Origin of the sequence: Halomonas sp. PR-M31 (genome assembly GCF_001039575.1) — a bacterium.
Classification (GTDB): domain Bacteria; phylum Pseudomonadota; class Gammaproteobacteria; order Pseudomonadales; family Halomonadaceae; genus Modicisalibacter.
On record NZ_JIBT01000048.1, the window covers coordinates 29,857 to 55,984 of the forward strand.

The 26,128-nt window shown below is 58.9% G+C and carries 30 protein-coding genes and 1 pseudogene; 21 read left to right on the top strand and 10 right to left on the bottom strand.

Translation table 11 applies throughout. The annotated features are described in order from the left end of the window. The first annotated feature begins 63 nt into the window (after positions 1-63). The 6 genes and pseudogenes from parC to CH74_RS13515 all read left to right on the top strand — a co-directional run bounded on the left by parC (position 64) and on the right by CH74_RS13515 (position 6,951). Positions 64-2,312 (top strand): annotated as a pseudogene (gene parC / locus CH74_RS13490) (DNA topoisomerase IV subunit A). Between the two features lie 8 nt (positions 2,313-2,320). Then, the gene (serB, locus tag CH74_RS13495; protein ID WP_048308061.1) at positions 2,321-3,268 is read left to right on the top strand and encodes a phosphoserine phosphatase SerB; all 948 of its coding nucleotides are present in this window, start codon (positions 2,321-2,323) and stop codon (positions 3,266-3,268) included. Positions 3,269-3,291: 23 nt separating this feature from the next. Further along, positions 3,292-4,974 (top strand): HD domain-containing phosphohydrolase, encoded by a 1,683-nt coding sequence (locus CH74_RS13500; protein ID WP_048308062.1) that lies wholly within the window; start codon positions 3,292-3,294, stop codon positions 4,972-4,974. 162 nt (positions 4,975-5,136) lie between these two features. Continuing rightward, the gene (locus CH74_RS13505) at positions 5,137-6,201 is read left to right on the top strand and encodes a M4 family metallopeptidase (protein WP_048308086.1); all 1,065 of its coding nucleotides are present in this window, start codon (positions 5,137-5,139) and stop codon (positions 6,199-6,201) included. Beyond that, the gene (locus CH74_RS13510; protein ID WP_048308063.1) at positions 6,198-6,572 is read left to right on the top strand and encodes a protealysin inhibitor emfourin; all 375 of its coding nucleotides are present in this window, start codon (positions 6,198-6,200) and stop codon (positions 6,570-6,572) included. The genes CH74_RS13505 and CH74_RS13510 overlap by 4 nt, the downstream gene beginning before the upstream one ends. A gap of 97 nt (positions 6,573-6,669) precedes the next feature. After that, complete coding sequence (locus CH74_RS13515; RefSeq protein ID WP_048308064.1) at positions 6,670-6,951, top strand: TIGR02647 family protein; 282 nt, start codon at positions 6,670-6,672, stop codon at positions 6,949-6,951. A gap of 148 nt (positions 6,952-7,099) precedes the next feature. On the opposite strand, the gene CH74_RS13520 is transcribed toward CH74_RS13515, so the two are convergent. Together CH74_RS13520 and epmB are read right to left on the bottom strand one after the other, a co-directional pair. Beyond that, positions 7,100-8,098: a hypothetical protein gene (locus CH74_RS13520; RefSeq protein WP_048308065.1), complete on the bottom strand. Its 999-nt coding sequence runs from the start codon at positions 8,096-8,098 to the stop codon at positions 7,100-7,102. 117 nt (positions 8,099-8,215) lie between these two features. After that, complete coding sequence (gene epmB / locus CH74_RS13525) at positions 8,216-9,253, bottom strand: EF-P beta-lysylation protein EpmB (RefSeq protein ID WP_048308087.1); 1,038 nt, start codon at positions 9,251-9,253, stop codon at positions 8,216-8,218. A gap of 72 nt (positions 9,254-9,325) precedes the next feature. Between epmB and efp the strand changes: the two genes are divergently transcribed. The 5 genes from efp to CH74_RS13550 all read left to right on the top strand — a co-directional run bounded on the left by efp (position 9,326) and on the right by CH74_RS13550 (position 12,812). Next, positions 9,326-9,892, top strand: a complete 567-nt coding sequence (gene efp / locus CH74_RS13530) for an elongation factor P (RefSeq protein ID WP_048308066.1) — start codon at positions 9,326-9,328, stop codon at positions 9,890-9,892. 64 nt (positions 9,893-9,956) lie between these two features. After that, complete coding sequence (epmA, locus tag CH74_RS13535; RefSeq protein ID WP_048308067.1) at positions 9,957-10,931, top strand: EF-P lysine aminoacylase EpmA; 975 nt, start codon at positions 9,957-9,959, stop codon at positions 10,929-10,931. Between the two features lie 362 nt (positions 10,932-11,293). After that, positions 11,294-11,986, top strand: coding sequence for a helix-turn-helix domain-containing protein (locus CH74_RS17875; RefSeq protein WP_172656343.1), 693 nt, complete (start codon positions 11,294-11,296; stop codon positions 11,984-11,986). Between the two features lie 144 nt (positions 11,987-12,130). After that, positions 12,131-12,400, top strand: a complete 270-nt coding sequence (locus tag CH74_RS13545) for an NAD(P)-binding domain-containing protein (RefSeq protein WP_048308068.1) — start codon at positions 12,131-12,133, stop codon at positions 12,398-12,400. After that, positions 12,360-12,812 (top strand): cyclase family protein, encoded by a 453-nt coding sequence (locus tag CH74_RS13550; protein WP_082140430.1) that lies wholly within the window; start codon positions 12,360-12,362, stop codon positions 12,810-12,812. The genes CH74_RS13545 and CH74_RS13550 overlap by 41 nt, the downstream gene beginning before the upstream one ends. A 351-nt stretch (positions 12,813-13,163) precedes the next feature. Here CH74_RS13550 and CH74_RS13555 read toward each other — a convergent pair whose 3' ends face one another. After that, positions 13,164-14,093 (bottom strand): DMT family transporter, encoded by a 930-nt coding sequence (locus CH74_RS13555; RefSeq protein ID WP_048308070.1) that lies wholly within the window; start codon positions 14,091-14,093, stop codon positions 13,164-13,166. Positions 14,094-14,198: 105 nt separating this feature from the next. Here CH74_RS13555 and CH74_RS13560 point away from each other — a divergent pair, with 105 nt between their 5' ends. From CH74_RS13560 to CH74_RS13570, 3 genes are read left to right on the top strand one after another with little or no spacing between them, the layout of a single operon-like run. Further along, positions 14,199-14,693, top strand: a complete 495-nt coding sequence (locus tag CH74_RS13560) for a MarR family winged helix-turn-helix transcriptional regulator (RefSeq protein ID WP_048308071.1) — start codon at positions 14,199-14,201, stop codon at positions 14,691-14,693. A 34-nt stretch (positions 14,694-14,727) separates the two neighbouring features. Continuing rightward, positions 14,728-15,075 (top strand): type II toxin-antitoxin system HigB family toxin, encoded by a 348-nt coding sequence (locus tag CH74_RS13565; RefSeq protein WP_253273069.1) that lies wholly within the window; start codon positions 14,728-14,730, stop codon positions 15,073-15,075. Continuing rightward, on the top strand, positions 15,076-15,426 hold the full coding sequence (locus CH74_RS13570; RefSeq protein WP_048308073.1) for a type II toxin-antitoxin system HigA family antitoxin: 351 nt from the start codon (positions 15,076-15,078) through the stop codon (positions 15,424-15,426). It begins immediately after the preceding gene. A gap of 94 nt (positions 15,427-15,520) precedes the next feature. Here CH74_RS13570 and CH74_RS13575 read toward each other — a convergent pair whose 3' ends face one another. Further along, positions 15,521-15,994, bottom strand: coding sequence for a DUF427 domain-containing protein (locus CH74_RS13575; protein ID WP_048308074.1), 474 nt, complete (start codon positions 15,992-15,994; stop codon positions 15,521-15,523). A 152-nt stretch (positions 15,995-16,146) separates the two neighbouring features. Here CH74_RS13575 and CH74_RS13580 point away from each other — a divergent pair, with 152 nt between their 5' ends. After that, on the top strand, positions 16,147-16,551 hold the full coding sequence (locus CH74_RS13580) for a hypothetical protein (protein WP_048308075.1): 405 nt from the start codon (positions 16,147-16,149) through the stop codon (positions 16,549-16,551). Positions 16,552-16,577: 26 nt separating this feature from the next. On the opposite strand, the gene CH74_RS18805 is transcribed toward CH74_RS13580, so the two are convergent. Genes CH74_RS18805 through CH74_RS13600 form a run of 4 tightly spaced genes read right to left on the bottom strand, consistent with a single transcriptional unit; the run spans position 16,578 to position 19,837 of the window. Further along, positions 16,578-16,856: an AraC family transcriptional regulator gene (locus CH74_RS18805; RefSeq protein WP_301280860.1), complete on the bottom strand. Its 279-nt coding sequence runs from the start codon at positions 16,854-16,856 to the stop codon at positions 16,578-16,580. Next, positions 16,853-17,446 carry a hypothetical protein gene (locus CH74_RS18810; protein ID WP_172656345.1) on the bottom strand — a complete coding sequence of 198 codons (594 nt, stop codon included), beginning with the start codon at positions 17,444-17,446 and terminating at the stop codon, positions 16,853-16,855. The genes CH74_RS18805 and CH74_RS18810 overlap by 4 nt, the downstream gene beginning before the upstream one ends. A 33-nt stretch (positions 17,447-17,479) precedes the next feature. Continuing rightward, positions 17,480-19,348 (bottom strand): amidohydrolase, encoded by a 1,869-nt coding sequence (locus tag CH74_RS13595; RefSeq protein ID WP_082140432.1) that lies wholly within the window; start codon positions 19,346-19,348, stop codon positions 17,480-17,482. A gap of 45 nt (positions 19,349-19,393) precedes the next feature. Continuing rightward, a complete protein-coding gene (locus CH74_RS13600; protein WP_053070774.1) occupies positions 19,394-19,837 on the bottom strand; it encodes an antibiotic biosynthesis monooxygenase family protein in 444 nt (147 codons plus the stop codon). A 136-nt stretch (positions 19,838-19,973) separates the two neighbouring features. On the opposite strand from CH74_RS13600, the gene CH74_RS13605 reads away from it, so the two are divergent. Further along, positions 19,974-20,156 (top strand): hypothetical protein, encoded by a 183-nt coding sequence (locus tag CH74_RS13605; RefSeq protein WP_048308077.1) that lies wholly within the window; start codon positions 19,974-19,976, stop codon positions 20,154-20,156. Positions 20,157-20,185: 29 nt separating this feature from the next. Here CH74_RS13605 and CH74_RS13610 read toward each other — a convergent pair whose 3' ends face one another. Further along, entirely contained in the window at positions 20,186-20,473 is a 288-nt protein-coding gene (locus tag CH74_RS13610) for a hypothetical protein (protein ID WP_048308078.1), read from the bottom strand. A gap of 302 nt (positions 20,474-20,775) precedes the next feature. Between CH74_RS13610 and CH74_RS13615 the strand changes: the two genes are divergently transcribed. The 4 genes from CH74_RS13615 to CH74_RS13625 all read left to right on the top strand — a co-directional run bounded on the left by CH74_RS13615 (position 20,776) and on the right by CH74_RS13625 (position 24,256). Then, positions 20,776-22,173, top strand: a complete 1,398-nt coding sequence (locus tag CH74_RS13615; RefSeq protein ID WP_216594770.1) for a sodium/solute symporter — start codon at positions 20,776-20,778, stop codon at positions 22,171-22,173. Next, positions 22,116-22,358: a hypothetical protein gene (locus tag CH74_RS19020; protein WP_216594771.1), complete on the top strand. Its 243-nt coding sequence runs from the start codon at positions 22,116-22,118 to the stop codon at positions 22,356-22,358. Before CH74_RS13615 ends, CH74_RS19020 begins: the two co-directional genes overlap by 58 nt. Before the next feature lie 24 nt (positions 22,359-22,382). Beyond that, on the top strand, positions 22,383-23,753 hold the full coding sequence (locus CH74_RS13620) for an ABC transporter substrate-binding protein (protein ID WP_048308079.1): 1,371 nt from the start codon (positions 22,383-22,385) through the stop codon (positions 23,751-23,753). 71 nt (positions 23,754-23,824) lie between these two features. Beyond that, a complete protein-coding gene (locus tag CH74_RS13625; RefSeq protein WP_048308080.1) occupies positions 23,825-24,256 on the top strand; it encodes a universal stress protein in 432 nt (143 codons plus the stop codon). Between the two features lie 33 nt (positions 24,257-24,289). Here the strand turns inward: CH74_RS13625 and CH74_RS13630 are convergent, their stop codons facing one another. Continuing rightward, the gene (locus tag CH74_RS13630) at positions 24,290-25,213 is read right to left on the bottom strand and encodes a LysR family transcriptional regulator (protein ID WP_048308092.1); all 924 of its coding nucleotides are present in this window, start codon (positions 25,211-25,213) and stop codon (positions 24,290-24,292) included. Between the two features lie 100 nt (positions 25,214-25,313). Here CH74_RS13630 and CH74_RS13635 point away from each other — a divergent pair, with 100 nt between their 5' ends. After that, the gene (locus CH74_RS13635; protein WP_048308081.1) at positions 25,314-26,063 is read left to right on the top strand and encodes a glucose 1-dehydrogenase; all 750 of its coding nucleotides are present in this window, start codon (positions 25,314-25,316) and stop codon (positions 26,061-26,063) included. Positions 26,064-26,128 lie beyond the last annotated feature (65 nt).

Genomic DNA, 26,128 nt, shown 5'->3' on the forward strand with positions numbered 1-26,128 from the left:
TGGGCTCCTACAAGGGTTTATCAGCTAAGCAATTCTAGACACCCTGACCAAGGGCATACAGCAATGACCATAGATGTTCATGTAGAAGAGGGTGACGTCGAACGCCTCTCCCTTCGCGAATACACCGAGAAGGCGTACCTCGACTACTCGATGTACGTAATTCTCGATCGTGCCTTGCCCCATATCGGCGACGGCATGAAACCGGTGCAGCGACGCATCATCTACGCCATGCGGGAGCTGTCCCTGACCGCCAATGCCAAGTACAAGAAGTCGGCGCGTACCGTCGGCGACGTGCTGGGCAAGTTCCACCCCCATGGCGACAGCGCCTGCTACGAAGCCATGGTGCTGATGGCCCAGTCGTTCAGCTATCGCTATCCGCTGGTGGATGGCCAGGGCAACTGGGGTAGCCCGGACGACCCCAAATCCTTTGCGGCGATGCGCTACACCGAGGCGCGACTGTCGAAGTTCTCCGAGGTGCTGCTGTCCGAGCTGGGCCAGGGCACCGTGGACTGGATGCCGAATTTCGACGGCACCATGTTTGAACCGGCAGTGCTGCCGGCTCGATTGCCTCATGTGTTGCTCAATGGTGCCACCGGTATTGCCGTGGGCATGGCCACGGACATTCCGCCCCACAACGTCAGCGAGGTGGTGGAGGCGACCTGTCATCTGCTGCGCAATCCCGAAGCCAGCGTCAAGGATCTGATGGCCTATGTGCCGGCCCCGGATTTTCCCACGGAGGCGGAGATCATTTCTTCCCGGGAGGATCTCGCCAAGCTCTATACCGGCGGGCGCGGGTCGGTCAAATTGCGCGCCCGCTACGGCCTGGAAGACGGTAATATAATCGTCACCGCGGTGCCCTATCAGGTCAGCGGCTCCAAGGTGCTCGAGCAGATCGCCGCTCAGATGCAGGCCAAGAAGCTGCCCATGGTGGCGGATTTACGGGACGAGTCCACCCACGAGAATCCTACCCGCCTGGTGATCGAGCCCCGCTCGAATCGCATTGATATAGAAGGACTGATGGCGCATCTGTTCGCCACCACGGATCTCGAAAAGAGCGTACGGGTCAATCTCAATATCATCGGCCTCGACGGGCGCCCGCGAGTGATGTCGTTGCCGGACATGCTCGGCGAATGGCTCAAGTACCGGCGCGGCACGGTGCGCCGACGCCTCGAGCATCGCCTGGGCAAGGTCGAGGATCGTCTGCATATCCTCGAAGGCCTGCTGGCGGCCTATCTCAACATTGACGAAGTGATTCGCATCATCCGGGAAGAGGACGAACCCAAGCCCGCGCTGATCGCGGCGTTTGAGCTGTCGGATCGTCAAGCGGAAGCCATTCTCGAGCTGCGCTTGCGCCATCTGGCCAAGCTCGAAGAGATGAAGATTCGCGGCGAGCAGGATGAGCTGGAAAAAGAGCGTAAACGCCTGAAGAAACTGCTGGGCAATGACAAGGCTTTAACGGATCTGATCGAAAAAGAGCTGCGAGACGCCGGCAAGGAGCACGGCGATGCCCGTCGTTCCCCGATCGTCGAGCGGGAGGAGGCCCGAGCGCTGTCCGAAGTCGAATTGATGGGCGCCGACCCGGTCACCGTAGTGCTCTCGGAAAAAGGCTGGATTCGTAGCGCCAAGGGCCACGACATCGATCCGGCGGGTCTTTCTTTCAAGGCGGGGGACAGTTTTCATCTGGCAGCTCGAGGCAAGACCAATCAGCCCCTGGTGCTGCTTGATGACAGCGGTCGCGCTATACCCTGGCCGCCCACAATCTGCCCAGCGCCCGCAGCCAGGGTGAGCCAATCACCGGTCGCGTCAATCCCGGCGCCGGGGCAAAGATGATCGGTTTGATGCTGGCCCCCCCGGAAAGCCGCTATCTGCTGGCCTCGGACGGCGGCTATGGCTTCATCGTCACCCTCTCGGAGCTGACCGGCAAGAGCAAGTCCGGCAAGGCGGCGCTGTCACCGCCCAAGGGCTGCAACGTACTCCCTCCGCAGCTTCTGCCGGAAGGTGAGGGTGCGCGTATCGCGCTGGTCTCCAACGAGGGGCGCATGCTGTTGTTTGCAAGGGAGCAGCTACCCGAGATGACCAAGGGCAAGGGCAACAAGATGCTCGATATTCCCGGTCCCCGAGCGGCGCGACGAGAGGAGTTCGTCAGGGATATGGTCGTCCTGCCTCAGGGGGCGTCCCTAGTGGTTCATGCGGGCAAGCGCAAGCTGAAACTCAAGCTCAGCGATCTCGAGTACTATGCCGGTGAACGCGGACGGCGGGGCAGCAAGCTGCCGCGAGGCTTCCAGAAGGTCGATCGGCTCGAGGTGGAATAAGAACGCTCATGACGCAACGGTCGTTGATCCTGACGCTAATGGCACCGCGGCTGACTGCCGATACGTTCACTGACGTCGATGGTCTGATTGCCAAGCACCGCCTGAGCATCGAGCAGAAAAAATGGCTTGCCGGTCGCGAGTCGCTGGAAGGTGGGATGCCGCCTCATGGTGCCTGTATCGAATATCGGCTGCAGGATGGTGACATTGGTTCCGATATCGAAGCGCTTAGGGAACAGGCGCTGAGTCTAGGGGACGCCCTGGGCGTAGACATTGTGATTCAGGAAGACTCCCGTTGGCGTCATCGGCGCCGTTTGGTCTGCTTCGACATGGACTCGACCCTGATCCAGGCCGAGGTGATCGATGAGCTGGCGCGGCGTCACGGTGTTTATGAAGAGGTCGCAGCGGTGACCGAGCGGGCCATGCGTGGCGAGCTGGATTTCAAGCAGAGCTTTCGTGAGCGTATGGCAAAACTCGAAGGGCTCGACGAAGCGGTGCTCGTCGAAATCGCCGAAACGCTGCCGCTAATGGATGGAGTAGAGCGTTTGATGAAACATCTCAAGCGACTCGAGTATCGCACTGTGATCCTGTCCGGGGGGTTCAGCTATTTTGCGCGCTATTTGCAGGATAGACTGGGCTTCGATGAAACCCATGCCAATGAGCTGGTGATCGAGAAGGGCCGGGTGACCGGAGCGGTACAGGAACCGGTCGTTGATGCGCAGCGCAAGGCCCTTTTATTGCGGAATATCGCCGAGCGAGAAGGACTGCATCTTGAGCAAACCGTCGCCGTGGGCGATGGAGCCAACGATCTCAAGATGCTTGGCGTTGCGGGGCTTGGCATCGCTTATCGTGCCAAGCCGCTGGTGCGACGCAAGGCTCCGCAGTCGGTGTCGACCCTTGGGCTGGATGCGGTGCTGTACCTGCTCGGGCATCGTCAGGATGAAATAGAGCGGGATTGACCAGAGAAACGAGAGTGGAATCGATGAGTGAGGCGCCTTCCCGGATCGAGCACGCCGGCGAGATAGAAAAACTATTGGCGGCCATGAGTCAGCCGGGGTCCGTGTCGCTGTCCTTCGATGAACAGATGATGGCACCGGCCAATGTGCTGCTGGCGGAGGTGATCACCGGCGAGCAGCTTTACATCGATGTGTCCGCAGCCCCGGAAGTTGCCGGCGCGCTGGCAGCACAGCGGGCCTTTCGCCTGACCGGGCAGGCTCACGGTGCGATGGTAACGACACCACCTTTGATTGCTGAACCCCTCAACGATGTACCCGGGCGGCTGCGGTTTGGCTGCGCCTATCCCGAAAGCCTCGAGGTCTGTCATCGGCGCAATGCCTTTCGCGCCAAGCTGGGGGCGAGCATGGCGGTTGTCGTGCATCTCGAACTTGAAGGGCAACAAACGGCATTGACTGGCAGATTGTCGAATCTTTCCCTGGGGGGCTGCCTGGTTGAGCTCTCCTTGAGCGATGCCGCCAATTTGCGCTCGGGCCAGGTAGTGTCTCGTCTAGAAGCGGTTTTTCCCAACGGAGAAATTTTCGCTACTCGCAGTGAAATACGCCATGTACATGCGGATGGCGATTGGAAACGTGCGTTCATCGGCTGTGAATTCAGCATGATGACTCCAAGATTCGAACGCTTGATCTGGTTTCTGGTCAAGGAGATCGAGCGGGAAAGGGCGCGCAAGGCTGATCCGGAAACAGACAGTACGTTGAGTCCTTCTGCGTTGTTTCAGTCAGCTTCGAAACAGACCAAGACACCTCCGCTGCGGCGTCCAAGAGCGGAATACGCAACCCCCATGGCGCGGCGCCTGGCCAAGATAGCGGACTATCTCAATGGGCAGATATTACAGCTGCAGCAAGGTGAGGCGATCGACAGCATCTTGCTGTCAGGCCATAGTGACAAGCTGTTGAGTCTGCTCGAAGAGGATCGTGAGGCGCTGCTGTTTGCCAGCGTCTGTCTGCATCGCGATCCGCCGCTGGTGCAGCACGGTATCAGCGTTGCGATCCGCCTGGCGGATCTGGCACGTACCCGCAACGCACCACCCAAGCTGCTCAAGGCGATCATCGCGAGCGCCATGGTGCACGATCTTGGCAAGGCATTACTGCCTGAGACGCTGCTCGAGAGCGAAACCTTCGATTCCTTGCAGCGCGAGCAGCTCGCCGAGCATGTGCCGATGATGCGCGAACGCCTGCAAGGCTGTCGCTGGCTCGAGCCCAAGGCCGTTCAGAGCATCGTGGGGGAGATCAATGAACGCCTGGATGGCAGCGGCTATCCTCTAAAACTCAGTGGCGCCGAGCTTTCGACCCTGAGCCGCATGGCCATGGTCGTGGATGCCATCGATGCCATGAGTCGACCGCGGCCTGATCGTCAGGCCTGGCCCATGGAAGAGATCTACCGATATTTGCTGGTACAGGACGCACGTTACGATAGCGTCTGGGTACAGCGCTACATTCGCCATTTCGGTCTGCATCCCATCGGTAGCCTGGCACGGTTTTCGAATGGGGCTCATGGCTGGATTCAGCGTCTCGACAAGACAGGAGTGCCGTCCCAAATTGCAATGATCAGCCCTGCGCCGCGATTGTGTAAGGATCGGGAAATTGCGTCACTGGGGACTATCGAGTCTTTGGTAAAATCGCCGGCACCGGAGTTGCTACCGCAACAATAGCGCAAGCAACGACTCGCGCTTTTCATCGCAATTGAGGAAAAAAACAGTAGTAAAAGCCAGCAGTAAAAAAGAATGGGAACTCTCGGTGAAGATGTTGAGTCGCATCAAGACAATAGTCGGCGTAGGGAACCCTACCGATTGTTCACCAAGAGGATCACGATGATGAGTAAGCCGACGCTGAAACCAACCCGTCACGGCTTCATGCCGCCCTTCATTCTCGAGCGTATTGCAGCAACCTCGAGCCATGCGCAGCTTCAAGGCTCTGCCCAGCGCACCCTTGAGGTGGATCGCCATTTTCGCTCCCAGCGCGCGCCCCATGTTGCCAGTGCCATGGCGTTGCCTAAGGGTAGCCCGCAACCAGGACAAGCGACACGCTATATCTACTCCGCCAACTACCAGGAAGTGCTGCCCGGTACCCTGGTGCGGGAGGAAGGTCAGGATGAGTCCGGTGATCCTGCCGTGGACGAAGCCTATCGCTGGCTGGAGGTGACCTATCGCTTTTTCTGGGAAACGCTAGAACGCAACTCCATCGACGATCAGGGCATGCCGCTGCTGGGCACGGTGCACTATGGTCGAGATTACGAGAACGCCTTCTGGAATGGCGCTCAGATGGTATTCGGCGACGGCGACGGCGAGTTCTTCAATCGTTTTACGGCGGCGCTGGATGTAGTGGGCCACGAACTGGCCCACGGTGTCATCGAGCGAGAAGCGGGACTTATCTATACCTATCAGTCCGGTGCGCTCAATGAATCCCTGGCGGATGTCTTCGGCAGCCTCACCAAGCAGTATCACCTCGGTCAAAGCGCGACTGAGGCAGACTGGTTGATCGGTGCGGAGCTGCTGATGGAGCGGGTTCAGGGCCGTGCGCTGCGTTCCATGGCAGAACCCGGCACCGCCTATGACGACCCGGTTCTAGGCAAGGACCCTCAGCCTGCTCATATGGACGCCTTCGTCGAGACAGAGGCGGACAACGGGGGTGTACACATCAATTCTGGCATTCCCAACCATGCCTTTTATCTGGCGGCGATGGCACTAGGGGGCTACGCCTGGGAAAGCGTTGGTCTGGTCTGGTATGACACCCTACGAGATTCACGCTTGATGCCGGAGAGCGATTTTGTCACCTTCGCTACCTTGACCGCTGAAAACGCCGACCGCCGCTTTGGTAGCGCAAGCCGGGAAGCGACCACGATACGCGAGGCCTGGCAGGCCGTGGGGGTGATCGCATGAATGACAAGTCAAAAGATGAACGCAAGAAAGCCGAGTTGAAGACGAAGAGCGTCGTTGCCATCCGCCGCGAAGGGGGTGTAGCCGCCTTCCCCGGATTGATGAAACCACGCAGAATTCAGTGTGATGAATGCACGGACGAGCAGCGCCGGGAGCTGGAAGGCGTGCTGAATCTGGCGGCACGCACCTGTAGCGACACGCCCGCCCCCGGCGCCGACCGCCGGGTTTTTCATGTGGATATCGAAGAACCGCAGCAAAAGAATGCGGCAGAGTCCGACATCTACTGCGTGTGGTCTTTGAGCATGAATGAAGAAGAGACGCCCGAAGCGCTGGTGTCCCTATGGAAAAGCGGCGTACCGGACAACAGTGGATAAACGGACGAGGCAATATGATCGTCAATGGAGGCTGAATGCGAAATTTTAGCCTAGATTAAGAATACTCCTTCTCTAATGCAGATTCATCGAGGTGGCCATGCGCTACAGTCAGGAAATACTGGAAGAACTCAACGTGCTCTGTCTGTTCAATCTGTCGACGACCCAGGAGGGCATCAAGGTCCACTCCAGCGCCGACCCCGCCAAGGTAGAGGCGGCGCAGCGATTGTTCGAGCGCGGCCTGGTGACGCAAGCGGATGGCGGCTATCTCACCGGCCTTGGGCGAGATGCCGCGATGCAGGCCCAGGATCTGTTGACTATCTTCAAGACTGCATCCACGTTCTCTAAAGATTCTGCTGCTAGCGCTGACTCCAATACATGATCTGCGCTTTTTGATTTCGCGAATGATGAAGGGTCGAGGTTCTTGATGTAGGACTGAAACCCGTAAAAACCCGCCCCTGCCGATGATTCGGCAGGGGCGGGTTTTGTTGAGGCTTTCTATTCAATTCAAGAACGCATGCGCGTGCGGCTCAGTGGCGCACGCCAGCGGCGGGTAGGTGCTTGGGACTTCCGACTACGCCACCGGCCGCTGCGGCAATGGCGCCCAGCACCATGGCGATGAACGCCCACAGGGCCGCCGAGGAAACGGCGGATGACAAGGCCTGGCTTGCCTGGACGGCTTTCTGCTTGGCTTGCTCCGCAGCTTGCTGGGCCTGATTCACCGCCTGCTGAGCCTGCTGCATCCAGCGCTGGGCGGTTTGTTCAGCTTCCTGTTCGCTCATGTCGGTGCGCTCTGCGATGACGCTGGCCAGAGCATCAGGATCTGCCTGCTCTGCCGTTTGCTGCAATGACGAGAACATCTCGTCCAGGGCCTGATTGATATCGCTAGGGGCGTCTCCCGGTGTCTTCGCCACATCCTTGGCGGTTTGCTGAGCGGTCTGCGCCGCCTGCTGACCGTCTTCACGCAGCTCGCTTGGCTGCAGGGCCTGGGTGTCGGTTTGCTGCAGCATCTGCTGTGCTTCCTGTTTGATGCTCTGAAAGCTTGTATCCTGCTGCTGAAGCGCTCGCTCGGCGGCCTGCTTGGCTTCCGGGGCCAGTTCCGAAACCCCTTGTGCTGCTAGGGAAAAACCTTGGCTGATCGCGCTGGTAGTCGCGCTGAGTACGTTACCCACCGCGGAACCCATGAGCCAGAAGGTCAAGAGCGTCATCAAGCCCCAGGTCACGGCTCCGTGCAGAATGCCGTCGATGGTTTGCGGCATGCCGGCCAAACGACCCGCCGTCCAGCCACCGGCGAACAACGCGATCAGGCTGCTGAGGGCAAGCCATATACCCGTTCCTACCCCAATCCCGCTCAACGGGTTTTCCTCCGTGGCAGGATCAATGACTCCCGCGCCAAAGGAGAGGCCAAGCATATTAAGCAAGAGTTGAATTACCAGGGCGATAACGACCCCGGCCAGAATGGCGCCCCAAGAGATGCGCCGCAGTGACGAGGCGTCCTTGTCCGATTGATTCGATTGATGATTTGTCATTTGGCCGGATCCTTTTGCGGTTGAATCATGCGAGCCCACCGAGCCCCTATCTGACAGTAGTCGCTATCTATTCCCCGTGCGAGATAAAAGTCGTTGTTGATCGTCCTAAATTGCGTGCTACATCAAAGGCGTCTTGCTCTTTTCTCCTGGCACTTCTCGCACCAGCCGCGGCATCAGAAACCCCGCAAGACGCTTGCGCAGCGCAGCCACCAGAGCAACGGCTTCTTCATCCGGCACGTCGAAGTGGGCGGCACCGCTGACCGGATCGAGCACGTGCAGGTAGTAGGGCAGTATGCCGGCCTCGAACAGCCGCTCAGACAGTGCCGCCAGAGTCTCTACATCGTTGTTCACGCCCCGCAGCAGCACGCTCTGATTGAGCAAGGTCACGCCAATCGAGCGCAGGCGGGCGCAGGCTTTGATGACCGCATCGTCGATCTCGTTGGTATGGTTAATGTGCAGCACCATCACCTTCTGCAGCCGGGTCGCGCCCAGCCAGCCAAGCAAAGCGTCGTCAATCCGATCCGGAATCACCACCGGCAGCCGGGTATGAATGCGCAACCGTTTAAGATGGGGTATCTCCTCAAGGCGTTCCGCCAGCCATGTCAGACGCTTGTCGCTTGAAGCCAGCGGATCGCCGCCGGAGAGAATCGCCTCGGCAATGGATGTGTCGTTTCTCAAATAGTCCAGAGCATCATTCCACTGGGCGCGGGAGGGCGAGTTCTCGGCGTAGGGAAATTGACGCCGAAAACAGTAGCGACAGTTGATAGCGCAGATAGGGCTTGCGATCAGCAGCACACGACCGGCGTACTTGTGTATCAATCCGGGCCGGGGGGTATGTTCGGCTTCTTCCAGCGGGTCGCTGACGAATCCCCGCACGCTATCGGTTTCTGCGCTCAGAGGGAGCACCTGACGCAGCAGAGGATCGTTGGGGTCACCCAGGCGGATGCGTGTCAGATAAGCCTCGGGTACACGTACCTCGAACAGGCCATGACCAGCCTTGGCCCCTGGCAACAACGCCTCGTCCAACTCCAGACGAGCAAGCAGGGCACGCGGATCGCGCAGCGCACCACTGAGCTGGGCCTGCCAACCCGGATCGTCCGTCTCCTTAGCTATCGGAATAACGCGCTGCAAACTGGCCGGGCTTCGGGTTATCATCTGTGCACCAAAATTGAGTTCATTCGCGCGGTATGTTTGAGCCTGCCGCGTCAAGATCATTAGCGAGGAAGCATGGCGAACTATTCTACCAACGAATTCAAGGCCGGTCTGAAGGTGATGCTGGATGGCGACCCCTGCAACATCGTCGAGAACGAACTTGTCAAGCCAGGTAAAGGCCAAGCGTTCAGTCGCGTCAAGCTGCGCAATTTGAATACGGGGCGTGTCTGGGAGCGCACCTTCAAGTCCGGTGAATCCCTGGAAGGCGCCGACGTGCTCGACCTGGAAATGGAATATCTCTATACCGATGGCGATATGTGGTACTTCATGCGCACGGACGGCTCCTTCGAGCAGTATCCGGTGGCTAAGAAAGCCCTAGGGGATACGGAAAAATGGTTGAAGGAACAAGTCGCTTATACCGTTACCTTGTGGAATGACAACATCATCGGTGTAACCCCGCCCAACTTCATCGAACTGGAAGTCACCGAGACCGATCCGGGTCTGAAGGGCGATACCGCTCAGGGCGGCTCCAAACCAGCAACGCTTTCGTCCGGTGCAGTGGTCAAGGTTCCACTGTTCATCAACCAGGGTGAGGTATTAAAAGTGGATACCCGAAGCGGCGAATACGTCTCTCGCGCCTAAACCTTGCGCTTCAAGCTACACACAACGCCGAGCCTAGCGCTCGGCGTTTTTCATAAGGCTTTTGATGAACGAGATTGACTGGCAACCCACCGCCACCATCGAAACGCTGCGTCAGCGCGCCCGCTGCCTGGCCAAGATTCGCCGCTTTTTCGCCGAACACGGTGTGCTCGAAGTTGAGACTCCGATTCTGGGTCATGGCGGCAGCACCGATCTGCATCTCGATTCACTTTCCTTGACCGCTACCACGCCAGCAGGGCGTGAACGGCTGTGGCTGCAGACCTCGCCGGAATTTCACATGAAGCGCCTGTTGGCGGCGGGCAGCGGGCCAATCTTCCAGCTGGCGCGCAGCTTTCGCGATGGAGAGGTAGGGCGGCGCCATAATCTCGAGTTCACCATGCTGGAGTGGTATCGCCCGGGGTTTTCGTTGGCTAATCTGATCGATGAAACCGAGGCGCTGGTTCGCCTGTTGCTGCCTGACGCGGGTTCCAGGCGACTGCGTCGCTACCGAGAGTTGTTTCGCGATCATCTAAAAATAGATCCCTTCACCGTGGCGCAGACTGATCTGCGCAACCTGGCGAGCGAACATGGCAATCTGGATATGTCTGACAGTCCGCGTGATGACTGTCTGGATCTGCTGATGAGCCTTGTCATCGAACCGACCCTGGGCTTCGAGTGCATCGACATGGTGATCGACTATCCGGCCAGCCAGGCGGCGTTGGCGCGCCGTCGATGCGACCCGGAAGATGGCGCCGAGGTGGCGGCGCGCTTTGAGGTCTATGTGCAGGGGCTGGAGCTGGCCAACGGCTACGATGAGCTGACCGATGCGAATGAACAGGCCACGCGTTTTGCTGCGGACAATATCGAGCGGAAGAAAAATGGTAAATCACCTGTCGATATCGATGTGCGCCTGGTAGCGGCACTGCATGCCGGTATGCCGGCAGGTAGCGGTGTGGCTCTTGGGGTCGATCGCCTGATTCAGCTGGCCCTCGGCAAGCAGTGCGTGGCAGAAGTCATGGCCTTTGCCACGCCGGTCAGCTAACAAAAGCGTTGAATCCGTGCTTCGAGGTGGCTAAACGCCGTATTCGAACGGCTGGTCTATAGTTTTCTCAGCGTCGCATTGGAAGCGACAACGCACGCAGCACGGTAGGGATACAAGACGCTACCCTCAGAGACGCTTCCGTGAATCAGCAAGTGCTTGATATCTCAGACCAAGGCCAACCTGTGCCGCGCTATCCCGAAATGGAACGCGAAATACACGCGGGTCATACCCGCTTTTTGCTGTTGCCTCCGGGTGAAGTGTCGGCCCAACTTGCTACAAATGTATGCTACATCGACGTCAACTTGAGTCTCGTCAATGCCCAGTGGTCCTGGAATTCCGATCAGTTGCGACGATCTTTGTGCATGGCTAATAGCTTGGCCTTCATACCGCCTGAAGGTGAGTTTCACGTCAAGGTGACGAACGTCATGCCCGGCTTGATCCTGGAACTGGAGCCGAATTACTGGAGTGAGGTGCTCAAGCAGGAGTTCGATTTATCGCTTCAGACGCTGGATTTTCTCGACTATGCCCAGGACCTGGTATCGGCTGAATTGGGCCGGGCAGGCATTCGCCTGCTCATGGAAGATTTTCGCAGCGGCGAGCGGGCGGATTCGCTCACTCTTGAAGTCCTTAGTCTGGCGTTGATCGCGCGTATCGCGCGACGGTTTCAAATTGCTCGGCACATAACCGGCGCTATTGTGCCTGCCAATGCGCTGTCGCCCCAGCGTCTTGCCCGGGTCAAGGAATACATCGAGGCTAATCTTAGTCGCTCGCTCTCCCTGGCAGCGCTCGCCGACGTTGCCTGCCTGTCGGCCTCACATTTCGGCCGCACCTTCAAGCTGATTACTGGCGCAAGCCCATTGCGCTACGTCATAGGGCGTCGGGTGGAACGAGCCAAGCGGTTGTTGATACAGCACGAGCGTTCCATCGCTCAGATAGCCTTTGACTGCGGGTTTTCCGGCCAGTCCCATCTTACTCGCACTTTCCACGACATCACCGGTATCACCCCTGCCGTATTCAGAAAGCAGGCCATGGCTTCCTCTCGCAGAAAGTCATAATCGTCAAAAGAAGCGCAGAAACCTGCAAGAAAGAAGTTCAGCTAATGACTTCACTTAACGAATCGCTTTTCGCGTCTTCTGAAGTGACGACGTTTGGTCATTGCGTTTGCGGATTCTGTTCTTTGCTCATGAGGGGCAAGTGTTATGAAAATCGGCTTCGTTGGATACGGCAGCATGGCGGCTGCGCTGGCAAGCAAATGGGCTGGTAAGCACGAGCTGTTCTTTGGCGGACGATTCCCGGAAAAGGCCGCCGCCGTGGCTCAGGCGTACAAGGCAGGATCGGGCAGTGCGTCCGAGGCTGTGGCCTTCGGCGAATGCTCGGTTGATATGAAAACAATCTATTTTCTTCGTGCAATAAAAAAAGGAGTTACCAATGCAAATCATCACCGAAATGACAAATATGCGCATAGGTAGAACCCTTGCAGCGCTGGGTAGTCTGTTTTGTGCTCTAAGTGCGCCTATCTCTGCCGCTGTACAATTGCCATGGGGAGAGCCCGGTGAGAATGCGGGTACAGCCTTTAATTGCGAAGAAATCGACGCCGTTGCGACTTCTCAAGGTGTCTTGATTCGAGAAGGTGATGTAGTCATCTTCTGCACTGACTGGATGGACCTTATGGGTAAGCAGAACGAGCATTATTTCGACGGAAGTCCTGGGTTAGGCGTCGAAGGCGCGCTGTTCGGGGCGAGCGCATGGGCCATCTCCGAGATCGAGGCGAGAACCAGCTTTGCATGGACAAATGGCAGAGGCCCGCTCGAAGTGAGCTTGAGCGGCTTGGTAGTTCTGTCGAACAGCTCGGCGACCTTCTCGAACACCCTGAGATCATAGGATTTCATGCGCTGCTTTCATTTGAAGACAAGTGCTGTGAGTTTATCTCGATTTGGGCTGAGTCATGGCATCGCGAAAGTCACTGCAAGCGGTTCAGCAGATACAAGCCAACGCTGAACTGCGATTTTTCCAGCACTAGAACCCTGAGCCCGGTCTTGTTCCGAGCTTACCCGACGACTAGCTCTTGTTAAGCGCCTTTGCCACTTGGACGAACCCATCCTCATCGACCACGGCTTTCAATAACGCCCACTTCTTCAGACTGATTCGCGGGATTTGGGTCGTCATCGCCTTTGCGCCTTCGCTGCATGTTTCGAGCTAGCAACTAGCTTTGAAGCATTGTGTTTGGAAGTATTAGCGACTGGTCGTTGCAGTTTTTCCAAGCGTTACCAGCGCGATCCCTGCTGCAATGAAAACAGAGCCGAGTATCAACCCCTCTGGTGGTGCTTCGCCCAGCAGGTAGATGGCAATGGGCACCCCGATGACGGCACCGACGGCGCCCATCAGGCTGATAAGGATAGGGCCGCCGCTTTTTTGAAGCACGAATAGCAGTAGAAACTGCAGGGCGAACACTGTTGCCTGAGTCAGTATCAGTAATAGCGGAAGGCGGTTGTCCATGGGTACTGCGGTGGAAAATCCTGGCAACAGCCCAATGGTAAAAAGCATCAGGGTCGCGGCGCCCAACATGCCCGGCGCGAGAGCCTCGGCGGTGACGCCAACGGGCCAGCACAAGGTGCGATAGAGATTGCCGATGGCCAGCAGAACCGGCCCGGTCAGCGCCAGCAGTATCCAGAACACCGGCGCGTCTGGTGCGGTCAGCTTGTTGATGGCAAGAACGGCGGTTCCAATCAATGCAGTAAGCACGCCGGCGGCACGCATGATTTGAAAGCGTTCTATCTTGAATGCAATCGCGCCGATATAAGTCATGAGCGGGGGCAGGGTGATGACGAGGGTGACAAAACTGACGCCCACCTCGGGGATCGCGGAAAAGAAGATCAGGTTCGAGCCGGCGACGGTCACGAGAGCCGCGACGATAAAGTATTCCAGAGTTCGGAGATTGAACGGGGGAAGCTTGCCACGTAGCAACGCCACGGTAAAAAGAACACCGGTGGCGCCCAGAATGGACCAGGCCAGAAAAGCCAACGCCGAAATATTGGCGCTATCTGCGAGTTTGGCAAGATTGGTGGACAAGCCTATGCAAGCACCAGTACCCAAGAGGCTTAGCAGCGCAATGAGCCAGGTCTTGTCCGTTCTTCGTTGCGGTTCTTGAGTGATCGGCGCCATGATTCTTTCCTGAGTCGTGTCGCTATTGTACAAACTAAATTGCAATAATGGTTCGATATCGAAATACTTTATATCGAACTTTAGTGCCATTCAGGAAGGAAGACAATGCAGGAAGAAGGTGCAGAACTCGATCGGATCGTGATGCAGTGGCGACGTGAACGCCCGGACATTGATCCTGAATGCATGGCGGTTTGTGGGGCGATCTGGCGTGCTGGAAAGCGACTTTCACAAGGGCTTAAGGAAAATCTCGAGCGCTTCGATCTGGATTTCCCATCAATGGATGTCTTGCTGACGCTGCGTCGACAAGGTGCAGGGCAGTCCATGTCTCCTTCGAAGATGGCCACGGATATGATGTTGTCCACCGCAGCCATGACAGCACGCCTGGACCGTCTGGAAAGCCGGGGCCTCATCGAGCGTCAACGGGATGCCAAGGATCGGCGTGGCGTATCGATCTCACTGACGAAGCAAGGATTTTCTCTGGCAGACGACGTCGTGGTTGGTCATGCGACTGCGGAAGACGCCATGCTAGCCTCTCTCGATGCGAAAGAGCGCGCTGAATTGAGAGCGTTGCTAGCGCGCGTGGCAATAGACAAGTCTTGATTTGCGCTTTTGCCGTTGAGATTGACACTGAGCGTTGACTCCCAAAATGGGAGGGGGTTATATTTTCCCAAAAAGAGAGATCGCTTTGAGAGTCATCGCCAAGCGCACGTTGCGAGAATTCTGGGAGAAAGGCTACGACGATGCCAAGCGTCCGCTCATCGAGTGGTATCGCATGATGGAAAAAGCCCGCTGGCCCATGCCTCAGGCGCTGAAAGCGAAGATTCGCACGGCCAGCATTTTCAAAGAGGGGCGGATGGTGTTCAACGTCGCAGGCAACAAGTATCGGGTCATTGTCGCGATCCGCTATACCCAGCAAATCGCCTGGGTTCGCTTTGTTGGTACTCATGCTCAATACGACCAAATCGATGCGGAGACTGTATAAATGAATATCCAGCCGATTCATAACGATGTCGACTTGAAACGCGCTTTCGCTCGGATGGAGGCCTTGTGGAGTGCCGAGGACGGCACCCCTGAGGCCAATGAGCTGGAGGTCTTGGCGATTCTGATCGAGCGCTATGAGGATGAGCACTACCCGATCGGCTCATCCGATCCCATCGAAGCCATCAAGTTTCGCATGGAACAGCAGGGAATGACTCCTCGCGATCTTGAACCCTTCATCGGTAGCAGCGGACGCGTATCGGAAGTGCTGAACCGCAAGCGGGGTTTGAGTCTGAACATGATCCGCCGGCTGCATGATGGGTTGCGAATTCCCTATGAAAGTCTAATAAATTAGGGGCTGGAGAGCGTTTTCTTTATCCATTGCTGGGACGTAATGATTGATACTAATTGGTGTCGTGGCCTTGATTGTCATCACAATCTCGAAAGCCTCACCAATGGCGCGTGCCCGGGGCGCCCTTGATCTGGCCGCGTAGATTGGATGTCACCCAGCCGCCGTAGAAATCCCCGGGTTGAGGCACCACCTCCGTGTCGCCCACCAGGCAGCGGTCCATGCTGGCCGCGTAGAATGCCAGATAGCCCGCCAGCGGCTGAAAGGCGCCGGTAGGCCGCTCGTAGCACCAGGCGGCGTGTCGGGCGATGCGTTCACTACCCACCACGTCGAAATAGCGCGCCATGCCCTTCCATTCGCAGAAGCTTTCGCCGCGGACCGGCAGTAGCTCTGCGATCACGTCCTCTGGCGGAAAATAGTAGGTGGGCGCGTGGTGGGTCTCGAGCACACGATAGCCGCGAGTCGTGCAGGCTATCTGCTGGCTGCCCAGGTAGATCGTCAGGGTCTGGGCTACCGGCTCCAGGGCGGGTGGGCGCGGATAGGTCTGAACGTCTTCTATCGCCAGTGTCGTCATGAAAATCTCCTGGAAAGCCGGCACGCGGTCATCAGTGATAAATACAACACTGTGACCGCGAACTGGCTGGTTCGACTCCCCATCGTTGTCGATTGACATGAATTCATATTCGCACGAGAATAATAATTATTATCATCAAGGAGGCCTGCGAAATGACCTCGGAGCGCTCTCAGATCCACTACACCTGTATTTTCTTGTATGTCTCGTTTCAGGCCATACAAGAAGCGGTGGAAAAGTCGTGTCGTGGCGAGGACACGCCCTGCTGGCTCGATGCCCGGACGCTTCGCATGCTCTTAGGCGAATTGCAGCAATGCCGTCAGAATGCCAGCCCTTTTCCGATAGTATGCGAGTCGTTGGATACCGCGATCTATCACTGCGGACTGCTGATGGCCCAGTGCCCGGCGGCGGTCAATCGCCGGCTGTGCGGTCATCACCTCGAGGCGATCATCCTGCCCTTGAAAGCGGCGGCGGCACAGCTGTCCGGAAAGGTGGGGCATGTCGCAGGCCAGGATTCCGTCCTCTCATTCAGAGGCCTGCGCAGCTGGTTAGGGTGGTGAGGGGTCTGTTCGAACTCGAACATGATTCACTGCCGTAGACGCCCCGGCGTCGTTCCCAGGCGCTGACGAAAGAGCGTAGTCATGTGGGATTGAGACGAGAAGCCACAGGCATAGGCCACCTCTGCAAGAGGTATCTTGCCATGCAGGATTTCACCGCGTGCAGCCAGCAGCCGCTGCTCGAGAACGTAGGCGTGGGGTGTCATGCCCGTTGCGCGCTTGAAGACGCGGGCAAAATGCGAGACATCCAGAGTTACTAGGGCCGCGAGCTCGGATAGACTCAAGGGCTCCGCCAAATGTGCGTTCACATAGTCGCGCAGCAGGTTGACCTGCGCCTGGGACAGCGCCGGGGGTGGTTTCGGGATGGAACCCGGGCCTTTGAACCGGGCAAGAATGGTATGCAAAAGGGCAGCGCAGAGGGTTTCGCCGTAGATCGGCCCGCGACCTCCGGGGCGATAAGAAAGCGCCGCAGCGCCAGGGCCAGGGGCAAAATGTCCGGGTGGCGGATATCGGGACTTGGGGGAAGTTCGCTGGCGGACAGTCCTGTCTCTTTCAGCGCCTGAGCAGCAAACGCATCATCGATCGAAACACCGAGAAACTCGCAGTCCTGATGGCCGCTCGTGCATTTGACGCTGCTGTTTTTGGGACTCAGGGTGACGGCCCCTGCTATCAGGCGACGCACCTGCAGATGATCCGAATCGAGTCCCAGGCGGTAGTGCCGCGGACCCAACTGGATGGAAAAGACCAGCGCCGGACAGGTGAAATTGGCCGCAAACGGCTCTTGGGTATTCAGATCGATCAGCACCCGGCCCAAGTCAAACCGCTGACCCAGGCAGGGAATGCCGTCAGCGGCCGCCGCGCTATGATCCTGGAATCGCGTTGCTTTGATTGATTGCATGACGCGTCCGTGTTGATCGGGTTCTTTTCAAGACTAGTCCATACTATAGCCCCCATAAACTGCCACCGGCGACCAGGCGGGGCGAATCGGCGGCAGTTCCGGGGCGAGATCCGAAAACGGCTCGGCGGCGTAGACGATCTCGCCATCGGTAATTGTCAGAACGCTTTCGATGTCGGCGATGGCGTCTTGCGCCACGTCGAGATAATCCGCGCTGAGCACTGCCAGATCGGCGAACTGGCCCGATGCGATACGCCCCTTGAGTGCCTCTTCGCCGGAGAACCAGGCGCTGCCGACGGTGTAGAGTTGCAGAGCTTCCAGGCGGCTGAGTCGATGGCGCCGGCTTCGTGTCTCAAGACCGCCAAGGGTCTTGCCGCTGACGAGCCAGTGTAGGGCGACCCAGGGGTTGTGGCTGGCCACCCGGGTAGCATCCGTTCCGGCGCCGACCGGAATGCCCATCTCGAGCATGTCGCGAATCGGCGGCGCCTTTGCGGCAGCGTCTTCACCGTAACGTTCCACGAAATACTCGCCGGCATAGGGCAGCCGCGCCTGGATGGCAATCCCACCGCCGAGGGCCGCGATCCGGGCCAGGTTGGCCCGACTCACGGTCTCCGCATGATCGATCGCCCAGCGGATGCCGGCAAAGCCCGAGCGCCCCTCGGCGCGCTCGGCGCTGTCCGCGGCCTCGAACACGTCCAGGATATGGCCGATGCTCTCGTCATAGGTGGCGTGGATGCGGATCGGCCAGCGCTCTCGCAACAGATGCCGGGTCACTGCGGTCAGCTCTTTACGCCAGCCGTCTCGGGTGGTGATGTCCGGCATGCCCGCCATCCAGTTCTCGAAATCTCCCGCGGACCAGACCAGAAATTCCCCCGCGCCTTCGACCACGAAGCCATGGGACAGCTCATCCGCCAGGTTGGCATTGATCGCCCAGTTCTCGGTCCAGGTTCTGAAATCCGCAAGTTCCTCCCCGGGTCGCTGCGGAAACAGGTAGCTCGAGACCCGCAGCGGCATGGTCCCTTCATCCGCCAGACGTCGGGTGCCAATATAGTCTTCGGGAAAGGTATGCCCACCGCCGCCCGCATCGATGGCGCTGGTGATGCCGAAGCGATTGAGCTCCCTGTAGAAGTGTCGGGTCGAGTTGACCTGCTCCTCTTCGGACAGGCCGGGCAGGGCGCCGATAGTCTGGTAGAGCAGCATGGGATTGGGCTCTGCGTGCAGGATCGCGCCGCCGTCTTCTGTCAGCTCATAGCGGCTCCCCGGCGGTGCCTGGGTTTCGTGAGTGATGCCCAGGGCCTCCACGGCGGCGGCATTCAGAAAGCCCTGGCTGTAGAGATAGAGCACGAAGACCGGGCGATCGGGGGAGGCGGCGGTCAGCTCTCCAGGGGTGGGCATGCGCCGCTCCTCGAACTGGAACGGCGACCAGGCGCCGATGACCCGCACCCATTGATCCTGCGGGGTACGTTTGGCCTGTTCTTCGATCATCTCGAGCCCCCGGGCCAGGGTGTCGACCCCGTCCCAGCGCAGTTCCGTGGTGTAGAAGCGCCCGCCCCGTACCACGTGGGTATGGCTATCGACCAGCCCCGGGATGACGGTGCGGCCATCGAGGTCGATGACCCGGGTGGACTCGCCGCGTCGGGCCAGCATGGCCTCATCATCGCCGGTAGCGACGATGATGCCGTCGTCGATCGCGACCGCCTCGGCCCGAGGGCGCAGCGGATCGAGGGTGATCAGGTTGGCATCATGCAGGATCAGATCCGCGGCGTCGGGCTGAGCAAAGGCCGGCGATCCCGCGGCAAGCCAGGCGATAGTCGTGACCGTCAGCGCCAAGCCCGGATGCGTTCGAACGGAGCGAGGTGCTTGGGGGTTGGACGGTGACGCGCTGATCATTGGTGTACTGTGCATGACAATTTCCTCAACAGAGTGATGGCAACTTCAGAGCGCCGTTATCTACTTGGCGAGATGCACGGACAGCACGTCGTAGGGATGAAAATCCGGGGTGGCGATGGTGAAGGCGCGCATCATCGCCGGTGCACCGCCGCCCTGAATGGTTTCCACCGCCGCATCCACGGCGGCTTGGTCTTCCCATTGGGCGTAAACCACCACGTAGTCGTTGTCGCGACTCTTGTGCACGGTGGCGTTGATGAAGCCGGGCAGACGACTCACGGACTCGTCGAGCCCTTCCTGAATGGCGGCGGCGACCTCGTCCTGGGTGCCTGAGGTGGGCGTGAAGACATTGATCATGGTGAGGTGGTCCGGCTGGGTCTGCAGGACCGGCGCTTTCGCATCATCATTAGGCGCTCGGGAGACTGCCGGCGCGAGTGTCGAAGTAGCAATCAGCACGGTCACGAGACCGGCAAGCATGGTGGGGCGCAAAAGGGCAGACATAGGCATGGCATCGATCTCCGTAAGGCGTGAGGGTATAGCCCGATCGTTCGCTAGCGCTGCTCATCTCTATTGCACTTAGCGATCAAACAGGTTATGTAGTGATTGATACATAAAATCAAAACACCCGTCAATGGATTTTGTAGTGACCGATACAAATAAGTTGAAACGCCCTGGACGTCCGCGAAAATTCTCCGTCAGCGATGGCGTCTCCAAGGCCATGGCGCTCTTTCATGCCCGCGGCATCTCTGCCAGTGCTCGTACCGGTTCTTCTCGCGAGAATCTGCTGGACGCGGCGGATCGGATGGCTAACTTGGTGAATGACTGAGAGCCACTCTCGGCCTGAACTGGGGGGTTCTAGCCATCTTGATCGTCGCCTGTCTTGCCCGAGAGCTGTTCAGCCACGCGCTGGGCATCGAAGGCCAGAATCTCGCGTCGCGTGTTGCCTGCCACCCCGGCGTAGAAGGGCCACTCGGCTTCCAGGTCGAACACGATCTGCTGCGTCTCGTCATCGCTCAATGTGTCGTCGTCGGCCAGGGCGGCGGCGACCTGGTCACGTAGCGCCTGCAGGAAACGGCGCTGTTCCGTGATGCCTTCGAACCCTACCGGGGCCGGGCCGTGGCCATTGAAGAGGCGGTCTTTCAAAAAACGGCGTTTACAGAATCCTGCAGCTAAATACTTCAAAGAAGTGGTTCGCCTGAATCCGTGGCGATGAAGACGCGTATACGCAAACGGACTTCGACGAATTGGTAATGGGCAACCGTGAACTTCGTTGAACTAGACTGCAGGGGCACGTTTGAAGCTTTTGATGTGCACATGGAGGCGTGATTTACAAGAACAGCTGATGCCCGAGTAATCGAATTCAGCCACTGGAATCTGAAACGATTCAGTTAGGCGGCGATGGCAACGTCCAAGGACGTTCGGGGTCCGAAAAATGGAGAACAATCGTGCAAGAATTCAATATCACATGGATCGATATCGCCGTCGTCGTCATTTACCTGTTTGCCAGTCGCGCCATCCCGCTATGGCTGAATCGGGGCACGAAATCAGATACGGGCGGCTTCTTTCTAGGCGGTCGGAACTTCGTCTGGCCGATGATCGGTTTTTCGTTGTTTGCCACCAACATGTCCGGCGCGTCCTTTGTGGGTATGGCCGGCGCAGGCTACAGCTCGGGGATCGCAGTCTACAGCTATGAGTGGATCGCCGCGGTGGCGCTGGTCATCTTCATCTTCATACTCCTGCCGTTTTATCTACGCTCCGGCGTGTTCACCATGCCGGAGTTTCTCGAACGGCGCTTTGATTCCCGCTCGCGCTACATATTCGCCGGCATGCTGATTTTTCTGAGCATCTTTCTCGACTGCGCGGGGGCGCTCTACGCCGGGGGGCTGGTGATCCAGACTCTTTTCCCGAACATTGATCTCTGGATGGGCGTGCTGGTACTGACGATACTTGCCGGCATCATGTCATTCTTCGGCGGGCTCGGGGCGGTGGTAATCAGTGACACGATCCAGGCCTGCGTGCTGCTAATCGGCGCGACCATGGTGTTCATTGCCGGGCTCTACGCGATTCCCTCCTGGGAGGCCATGGTCCAGGCCGCCCCGGAAAACGGCATGAGCATCATCCGGCCCATCGACGATCCCAGCCTGCCCTGGCCCGGCCTGTTTGGCGTGCTGATCATCGGCATCTATTTCTGGGCCAACAACCAGCTGATCGTGCAGCGTACCCTGGGGGCCAAAACCCTGGATCACGGCCGCTGGGGCTCGATCTTCGCCGGTTTCTTGAAGCTCACCTCGTTGTTTCTCATGATCCTGCCCGGACTGATGGCGTTGACGCTGTACCCCGATCTGAAGACGCCGGATCTGGCCTTTCCGACCATCGCCTTCGATCTGCTGCCCATCGTCCTGCGCGGCATCGTGCTGGCGGCGCTGATCGCCGCGATAACTTCGACCGTCGACTCGATTCTCAATTCGGTGTCGACCATGGTGACCATGGACTTCGTCAAGCCTCTGCGCCCCCAGACCAGTGATGCGGCCCTGGTGCGCATTGGTCAGATGACCACCGTGGTCATCATGGTGATCGTCGTGCTCTGGGCGCCGCAGATCATCCATTTCCCATCCTTGTGGAGCTATTTCCAGTCGATTCTGGCCTACGTGACCCCGCCGGTCGTTGCGATCTTCTTTGTCGGTATCCTCTGGCGCGGTGCCACCCCGACCGGGGCATTCGCTGCGTTCGTGGGTGCCTGGGGATCGGCATTCTGGGATTTTTCACCATTCAGGTCGGAGGTCTGGTGGACTTTCATTTCCTTTATTCCGCCAGCGTGCTGCTCTTCGTCGGTCTTGCGCTGATCATCGGCGTCAGCCTGATTACTCAGCACAAGCCGGGCGAGGAGGTCGATGAGCTGATCTGGACGACTCAGATTCTGAAAGACGAGTCCGAAGAGCTTGCCGCCAAGCCGGCCTGGCAGAACTATCGTTATCAGTCAATGGTGCTGATGGCCGTCACCGCGATTATCGTCATCTGGTTCTGGTAGCGCCGCGCCCAAGGAGGACATCCTATGAAAACGCCAATCGATAAAAACCTGGCCGCGCAGCCGGACACTACTCGGCGTCGCCTGCTGCTGGGCGGTCTGGGTCTCGGCGGCATGGCGGCCCTGGGCGTTTCGCCCCTGGGCGCCGCTGTGGCCGCTCAGCCGGAGGAGATCACTTTCGCCTTCGGGCCAGATGATTCCGGCAGTCTCCAGGCGCTGATCGAGGCGTTCAATCAGGAGTACGAGGGCAGGATTCGCGTGCGCTATCAGCTGATGCCCCGCTCCACGGATGACTTTTACCGTCAGATCAGCTCGGACTTCGACGTGGACTCTTCCCGCATCGACGTCTTCGGGGGCGATATGGTCTGGACCGCCGCCTTTGCCAGTCGCGGTTATGTCACGGATGTGACTGCCCGTCTCAACGATGCCTATGGGCCGGGTGATTTTCTAGATACGCCGCTCAATTCCGTAGGCTATCGCAACCGTTTCTGGGGCGTGCCCTGGTATACGGACGCAGGCATGCTCTACTACCGTCGCGATCTGCTCGAATCCGCCGGGCATGACAATCCCCCCGCAAGCTGGGACGAGCTTGCGCGGATAGCAGGCGATGTGCGCGACAAGACTGGCACGAAGTACGGTTTCGTCTTCCAGGGCGCCCAGTACGAAGGCGGCGTCGCCAACATGCTGGAATTTCTGTGGAGCGCTGGAGGCCGCGTGCTCACCGGTAATCTATCCACCGCCGCGGCCTTCGGCATGGACGTAAGCTCCCCCAACGTCATCACGATTAACAGCGCGGACTCGGCCCGGGGGGTGAGCATCGCGCGTGAGTTGATCGAAAACGGTGTCGCTCCTCAGGAAGTGGCAAGTTTTCGTGAAGAAGATGCCACCCGGGCGTTCTTGAACGGCGACGCCGTTTTCATGCGTAACTGGCCGTTCGCTTACGGCTTGATCGACGAAAAAGGCTCCAAACTCAGCGCCGATCAGATCGGTATTGCGCCCATTCCCAGAGAGCGCCCTGGCGGTAACTCCTATGGCTGCCTGGGGGGCTGGAATCTAATGATCAACGCGCAATCGTCGAAACAGGACGCGGCCTGGGAGTTCATCCGCTTCGCCGCGTCTCCCGAGCGCCAGGCACAGCGTGCCCGGGATGGCGGGTTTCTGCCCACCCTCAGCGCCCTGTACGACGATGAAAAGCTGCTCGAGCAGGTGCCGGTCATGGCGCTTGGCCGCCGCGCCATCGACGATGCCCGGCTGCGTCCAGTCACGCCGTTCTATTCGGCCATGTCCCAGCGCTTGGCGATTGCGTTCAATCGCGTGCTGCGCGGCGAGTTGACCGGCCAGCAGGCCGTAAGCCAGCTACAGCGCGAGCTGCAGCTGATCCTCGACAGGCGAGGCTAGGCGCGTGCTAGCGCCCGTCGGCAAGCGTCAGGCCATCGACAACATGTCGGCTCACGTTCCGGAGACAAACAATGAAAATGTACCCCACGAAGATCATGGTGGCCGTTGACGGATCGACCGCCTCGGATCGCGCCATTACCCAGGCGCTCGAACTCAGTGCCGCCACGGGATCAGAGCTGCATATGCTGCTCGTTGGCCTCATTTCGCCCTGGACGCACCCGGACACGCTCTCTGAAACCCAGTTCGGCCGGTTGAAAAAGGAAAGTCAGAAGCGGCTGGATCAAGAGGTGGAGAAGGCCAAAGCCGGCGGTGCCCACGCGGTGGTGGCGCACCTGCGCATGGGGCGCGTGGATACGGAAATCCTGCGGCTGGCGGAAGAGATCGAAGTAGGATTGCTGGTGGTGGGCAACCGCGGTCGGGAATCCTTGGCCCGGGTCATGCTAGGCAACGACTCAGAGAGCATCGTTCGCCACGCGCCTTGTTCGGTGCTGGTCGTGCGCTGAGTCCGGTCTTTCATCATTCTTTCGACATGGCGCTTACGAAATCCTGTCGTAGGGTTCGTCCCAGTAGGGCGGGTCGTTGAAACGCTCGGCGAAGAAATCGACGAAGGCGCGCACGCGCCGGGAGGGATGACGGGTCTGGGGCCAGACCGCCTGCAGATGGACTCGGGACCAGGTGTACTCCGTCAGTACCGGCACAAGGCCTCCTGTTTGAATGTGACGCCAGACGATGAAGGTCGGCTCGCGGATCAGTCCCAGACCCGCAAGGGCGGCCTCCCGCAGGATATCGCCGTTGTTGGCCCGCAGGCGCACATTGATGGGCACTCGCCCGGGGGTGTTCTTGTCGCGCAGATAGGGCCAGCTAGTGGCGTCGGCAACACCGGAATAGCTCAGGCAATGATGCTGTGACAGGTCTTCAAGACGTTTTGGCGTGCCATGGCGCTCGAGATACGACGGTGCCGCGCAGACCAGATGGCGAATGCGGGTAATGCGCTTGGCAATGAAGGTGGAATCAAGCAATCCTCCAATACGCAGGGCGACATCGATGCCTTCTGCCACTAGATCCAGTCGACGGTCGTTGACGTCCAATTCCAGGTTCAAGGCCGGGTAACGCGTCATCAAACCCCCCAGGGCCGGCGCCACGTGCAGCGCGCCGAAGCTTGCCGGCACCGCTACCTTCAGGCGTCCACCGATGGCGGCGTGCTCACCGGTAGCCGCCGTCTCGGCGTCTTGCAATTCATCGAGTACATACCGTGCCCGCCGATAGAGCGCCAGGCCCGTCTCCGTGGGCACCAGCTGCCGAGTGGTGCGATGGAAAAGCTCCACTTTCAGACGCTGTTCCAGATCCTTGATGCGCCGACTGACCACGGATTTCGCCGTGTCCAGGCGCCGCGCCGCCGCCGTGATGCTACCGGCTTCGATGACCGCGCACAGCGTGTCCAGCTCGATGGTTCGGTTCATGGGTTCTCGAAAGCGCAACACTCTTTTGCCGGAAAGGCGGTCGTTTTCGTCTCGATCGAACTGTAGCGTAGCCCGTGTCAACTCACACGGAGTATTCATCATGAAGCGTTTCGAAGATAAAGTCGTCGTCGTCACCGGTGGCACTACCGGCATCGGCTTCGCAGCGGCCCAGGCCTTTGTTGCGGAAGGGGCCACGGTGGTGATTACCGGCACCAACGCTGAGCGCCTGGAGAAAGCCCAGCGCGCCCTGGGCGACAAGGCCCAGGCGGTGAAGGCGGATCAGACGGACCCGGCAGCCCTGAATGAGCTGGCGGCCATCCTCGAAAAAACCCATGGCCGCGTGGACGTGCTGTTTGCCAATGCGGGGGTCACCTGGCCGGCACCCATCGAGCATATCGATGCAGGGCATGTGCGCGATCAGTTCGTGCTAAATTTCGAGGGGCCGCTGTTCACGGTGCAAACGCTTCTGCCTTTGATGGGTAAAGGCGCCGCGATCGTATTCACCACGTCCTGCCTGGATCAGATGGGTATGCCGGGCATGGGGGTCTATGCGGCCACCAAGGCGGCCTTGCGCTCCCTGACCCGCACTCTGGCCGCAGAGCTCAAGGAGCGCGGCATCCGCGTCAACGCGGTGGCGCCGGGACCCGTTCAAACACCGATCTACTCGAAGCTGGGCCTCAATGACGCCGATCTAGAGGAGATGACCCAGGGCATTCTTGGCAAGATACCCATGGGGCGTTTCGGTGGGGCGGAGGAGGTGGCCAGCGCCGCACTTTATCTCGCTAGCCCCCAGGCGAGCTTCATCACCGGGGAGGAGCTTTTCGTGGATGGCGGCATGGCGACTGTCTAGGGCCTGTTGACGTTTCATTCACGGCCGCGCTGGCGCCAGTTTTTATTCGGGGCAAGGCAGGAGGA

What these genes read in the sequence shown, in the direction of transcription:
- CH74_RS13620 (WP_048308079.1), top strand. Translation starts at nt 22,383, where the DNA reads ATGAAAACGCCAATCGATAAAAACCTGGCCGCGCAGCCGGACACTACT.
- CH74_RS13630 (WP_048308092.1), bottom strand. Translation starts at nt 25,213, where the DNA reads ATGAACCGAACCATCGAGCTGGACACGCTGTGCGCGGTCATCGAAGCC.
- CH74_RS13580 (WP_048308075.1), top strand. Translation starts at nt 16,147, where the DNA reads ATGACCTCGGAGCGCTCTCAGATCCACTACACCTGTATTTTCTTGTAT.
- epmB (WP_048308087.1), bottom strand. Translation starts at nt 9,253, where the DNA reads ATGATAACCCGAAGCCCGGCCAGTTTGCAGCGCGTTATTCCGATAGCT.
- CH74_RS13515 (WP_048308064.1), top strand. Translation starts at nt 6,670, where the DNA reads ATGCGCTACAGTCAGGAAATACTGGAAGAACTCAACGTGCTCTGTCTG.
- CH74_RS18810 (WP_172656345.1), bottom strand. Translation starts at nt 17,446, where the DNA reads ATGCAATCAATCAAAGCAACGCGATTCCAGGATCATAGCGCGGCGGCC.
- CH74_RS13570 (WP_048308073.1), top strand. Translation starts at nt 15,076, where the DNA reads ATGAATATCCAGCCGATTCATAACGATGTCGACTTGAAACGCGCTTTC.
- CH74_RS13555 (WP_048308070.1), bottom strand. Translation starts at nt 14,093, where the DNA reads ATGGCGCCGATCACTCAAGAACCGCAACGAAGAACGGACAAGACCTGG.
- CH74_RS17875 (WP_172656343.1), top strand. Translation starts at nt 11,294, where the DNA reads ATGGCTAATAGCTTGGCCTTCATACCGCCTGAAGGTGAGTTTCACGTC.
- CH74_RS13560 (WP_048308071.1), top strand. Translation starts at nt 14,199, where the DNA reads ATGCAGGAAGAAGGTGCAGAACTCGATCGGATCGTGATGCAGTGGCGA.
- epmA (WP_048308067.1), top strand. Translation starts at nt 9,957, where the DNA reads ATGAACGAGATTGACTGGCAACCCACCGCCACCATCGAAACGCTGCGT.
- CH74_RS13575 (WP_048308074.1), bottom strand. Translation starts at nt 15,994, where the DNA reads ATGACGACACTGGCGATAGAAGACGTTCAGACCTATCCGCGCCCACCC.
- CH74_RS13500 (WP_048308062.1), top strand. Translation starts at nt 3,292, where the DNA reads ATGAGTGAGGCGCCTTCCCGGATCGAGCACGCCGGCGAGATAGAAAAA.
- CH74_RS13510 (WP_048308063.1), top strand. Translation starts at nt 6,198, where the DNA reads ATGAATGACAAGTCAAAAGATGAACGCAAGAAAGCCGAGTTGAAGACG.
- CH74_RS13505 (WP_048308086.1), top strand. Translation starts at nt 5,137, where the DNA reads ATGAGTAAGCCGACGCTGAAACCAACCCGTCACGGCTTCATGCCGCCC.
- CH74_RS13545 (WP_048308068.1), top strand. Translation starts at nt 12,131, where the DNA reads ATGAAAATCGGCTTCGTTGGATACGGCAGCATGGCGGCTGCGCTGGCA.
- CH74_RS13550 (WP_082140430.1), top strand. Translation starts at nt 12,360, where the DNA reads ATGCAAATCATCACCGAAATGACAAATATGCGCATAGGTAGAACCCTT.
- CH74_RS13600 (WP_053070774.1), bottom strand. Translation starts at nt 19,837, where the DNA reads ATGCCTATGTCTGCCCTTTTGCGCCCCACCATGCTTGCCGGTCTCGTG.
- efp (WP_048308066.1), top strand. Translation starts at nt 9,326, where the DNA reads ATGGCGAACTATTCTACCAACGAATTCAAGGCCGGTCTGAAGGTGATG.
- serB (WP_048308061.1), top strand. Translation starts at nt 2,321, where the DNA reads ATGACGCAACGGTCGTTGATCCTGACGCTAATGGCACCGCGGCTGACT.
- CH74_RS13595 (WP_082140432.1), bottom strand. Translation starts at nt 19,348, where the DNA reads ATGCACAGTACACCAATGATCAGCGCGTCACCGTCCAACCCCCAAGCA.
- CH74_RS13635 (WP_048308081.1), top strand. Translation starts at nt 25,314, where the DNA reads ATGAAGCGTTTCGAAGATAAAGTCGTCGTCGTCACCGGTGGCACTACC.
- CH74_RS13625 (WP_048308080.1), top strand. Translation starts at nt 23,825, where the DNA reads ATGAAAATGTACCCCACGAAGATCATGGTGGCCGTTGACGGATCGACC.
- CH74_RS13520 (WP_048308065.1), bottom strand. Translation starts at nt 8,098, where the DNA reads ATGACAAATCATCAATCGAATCAATCGGACAAGGACGCCTCGTCACTG.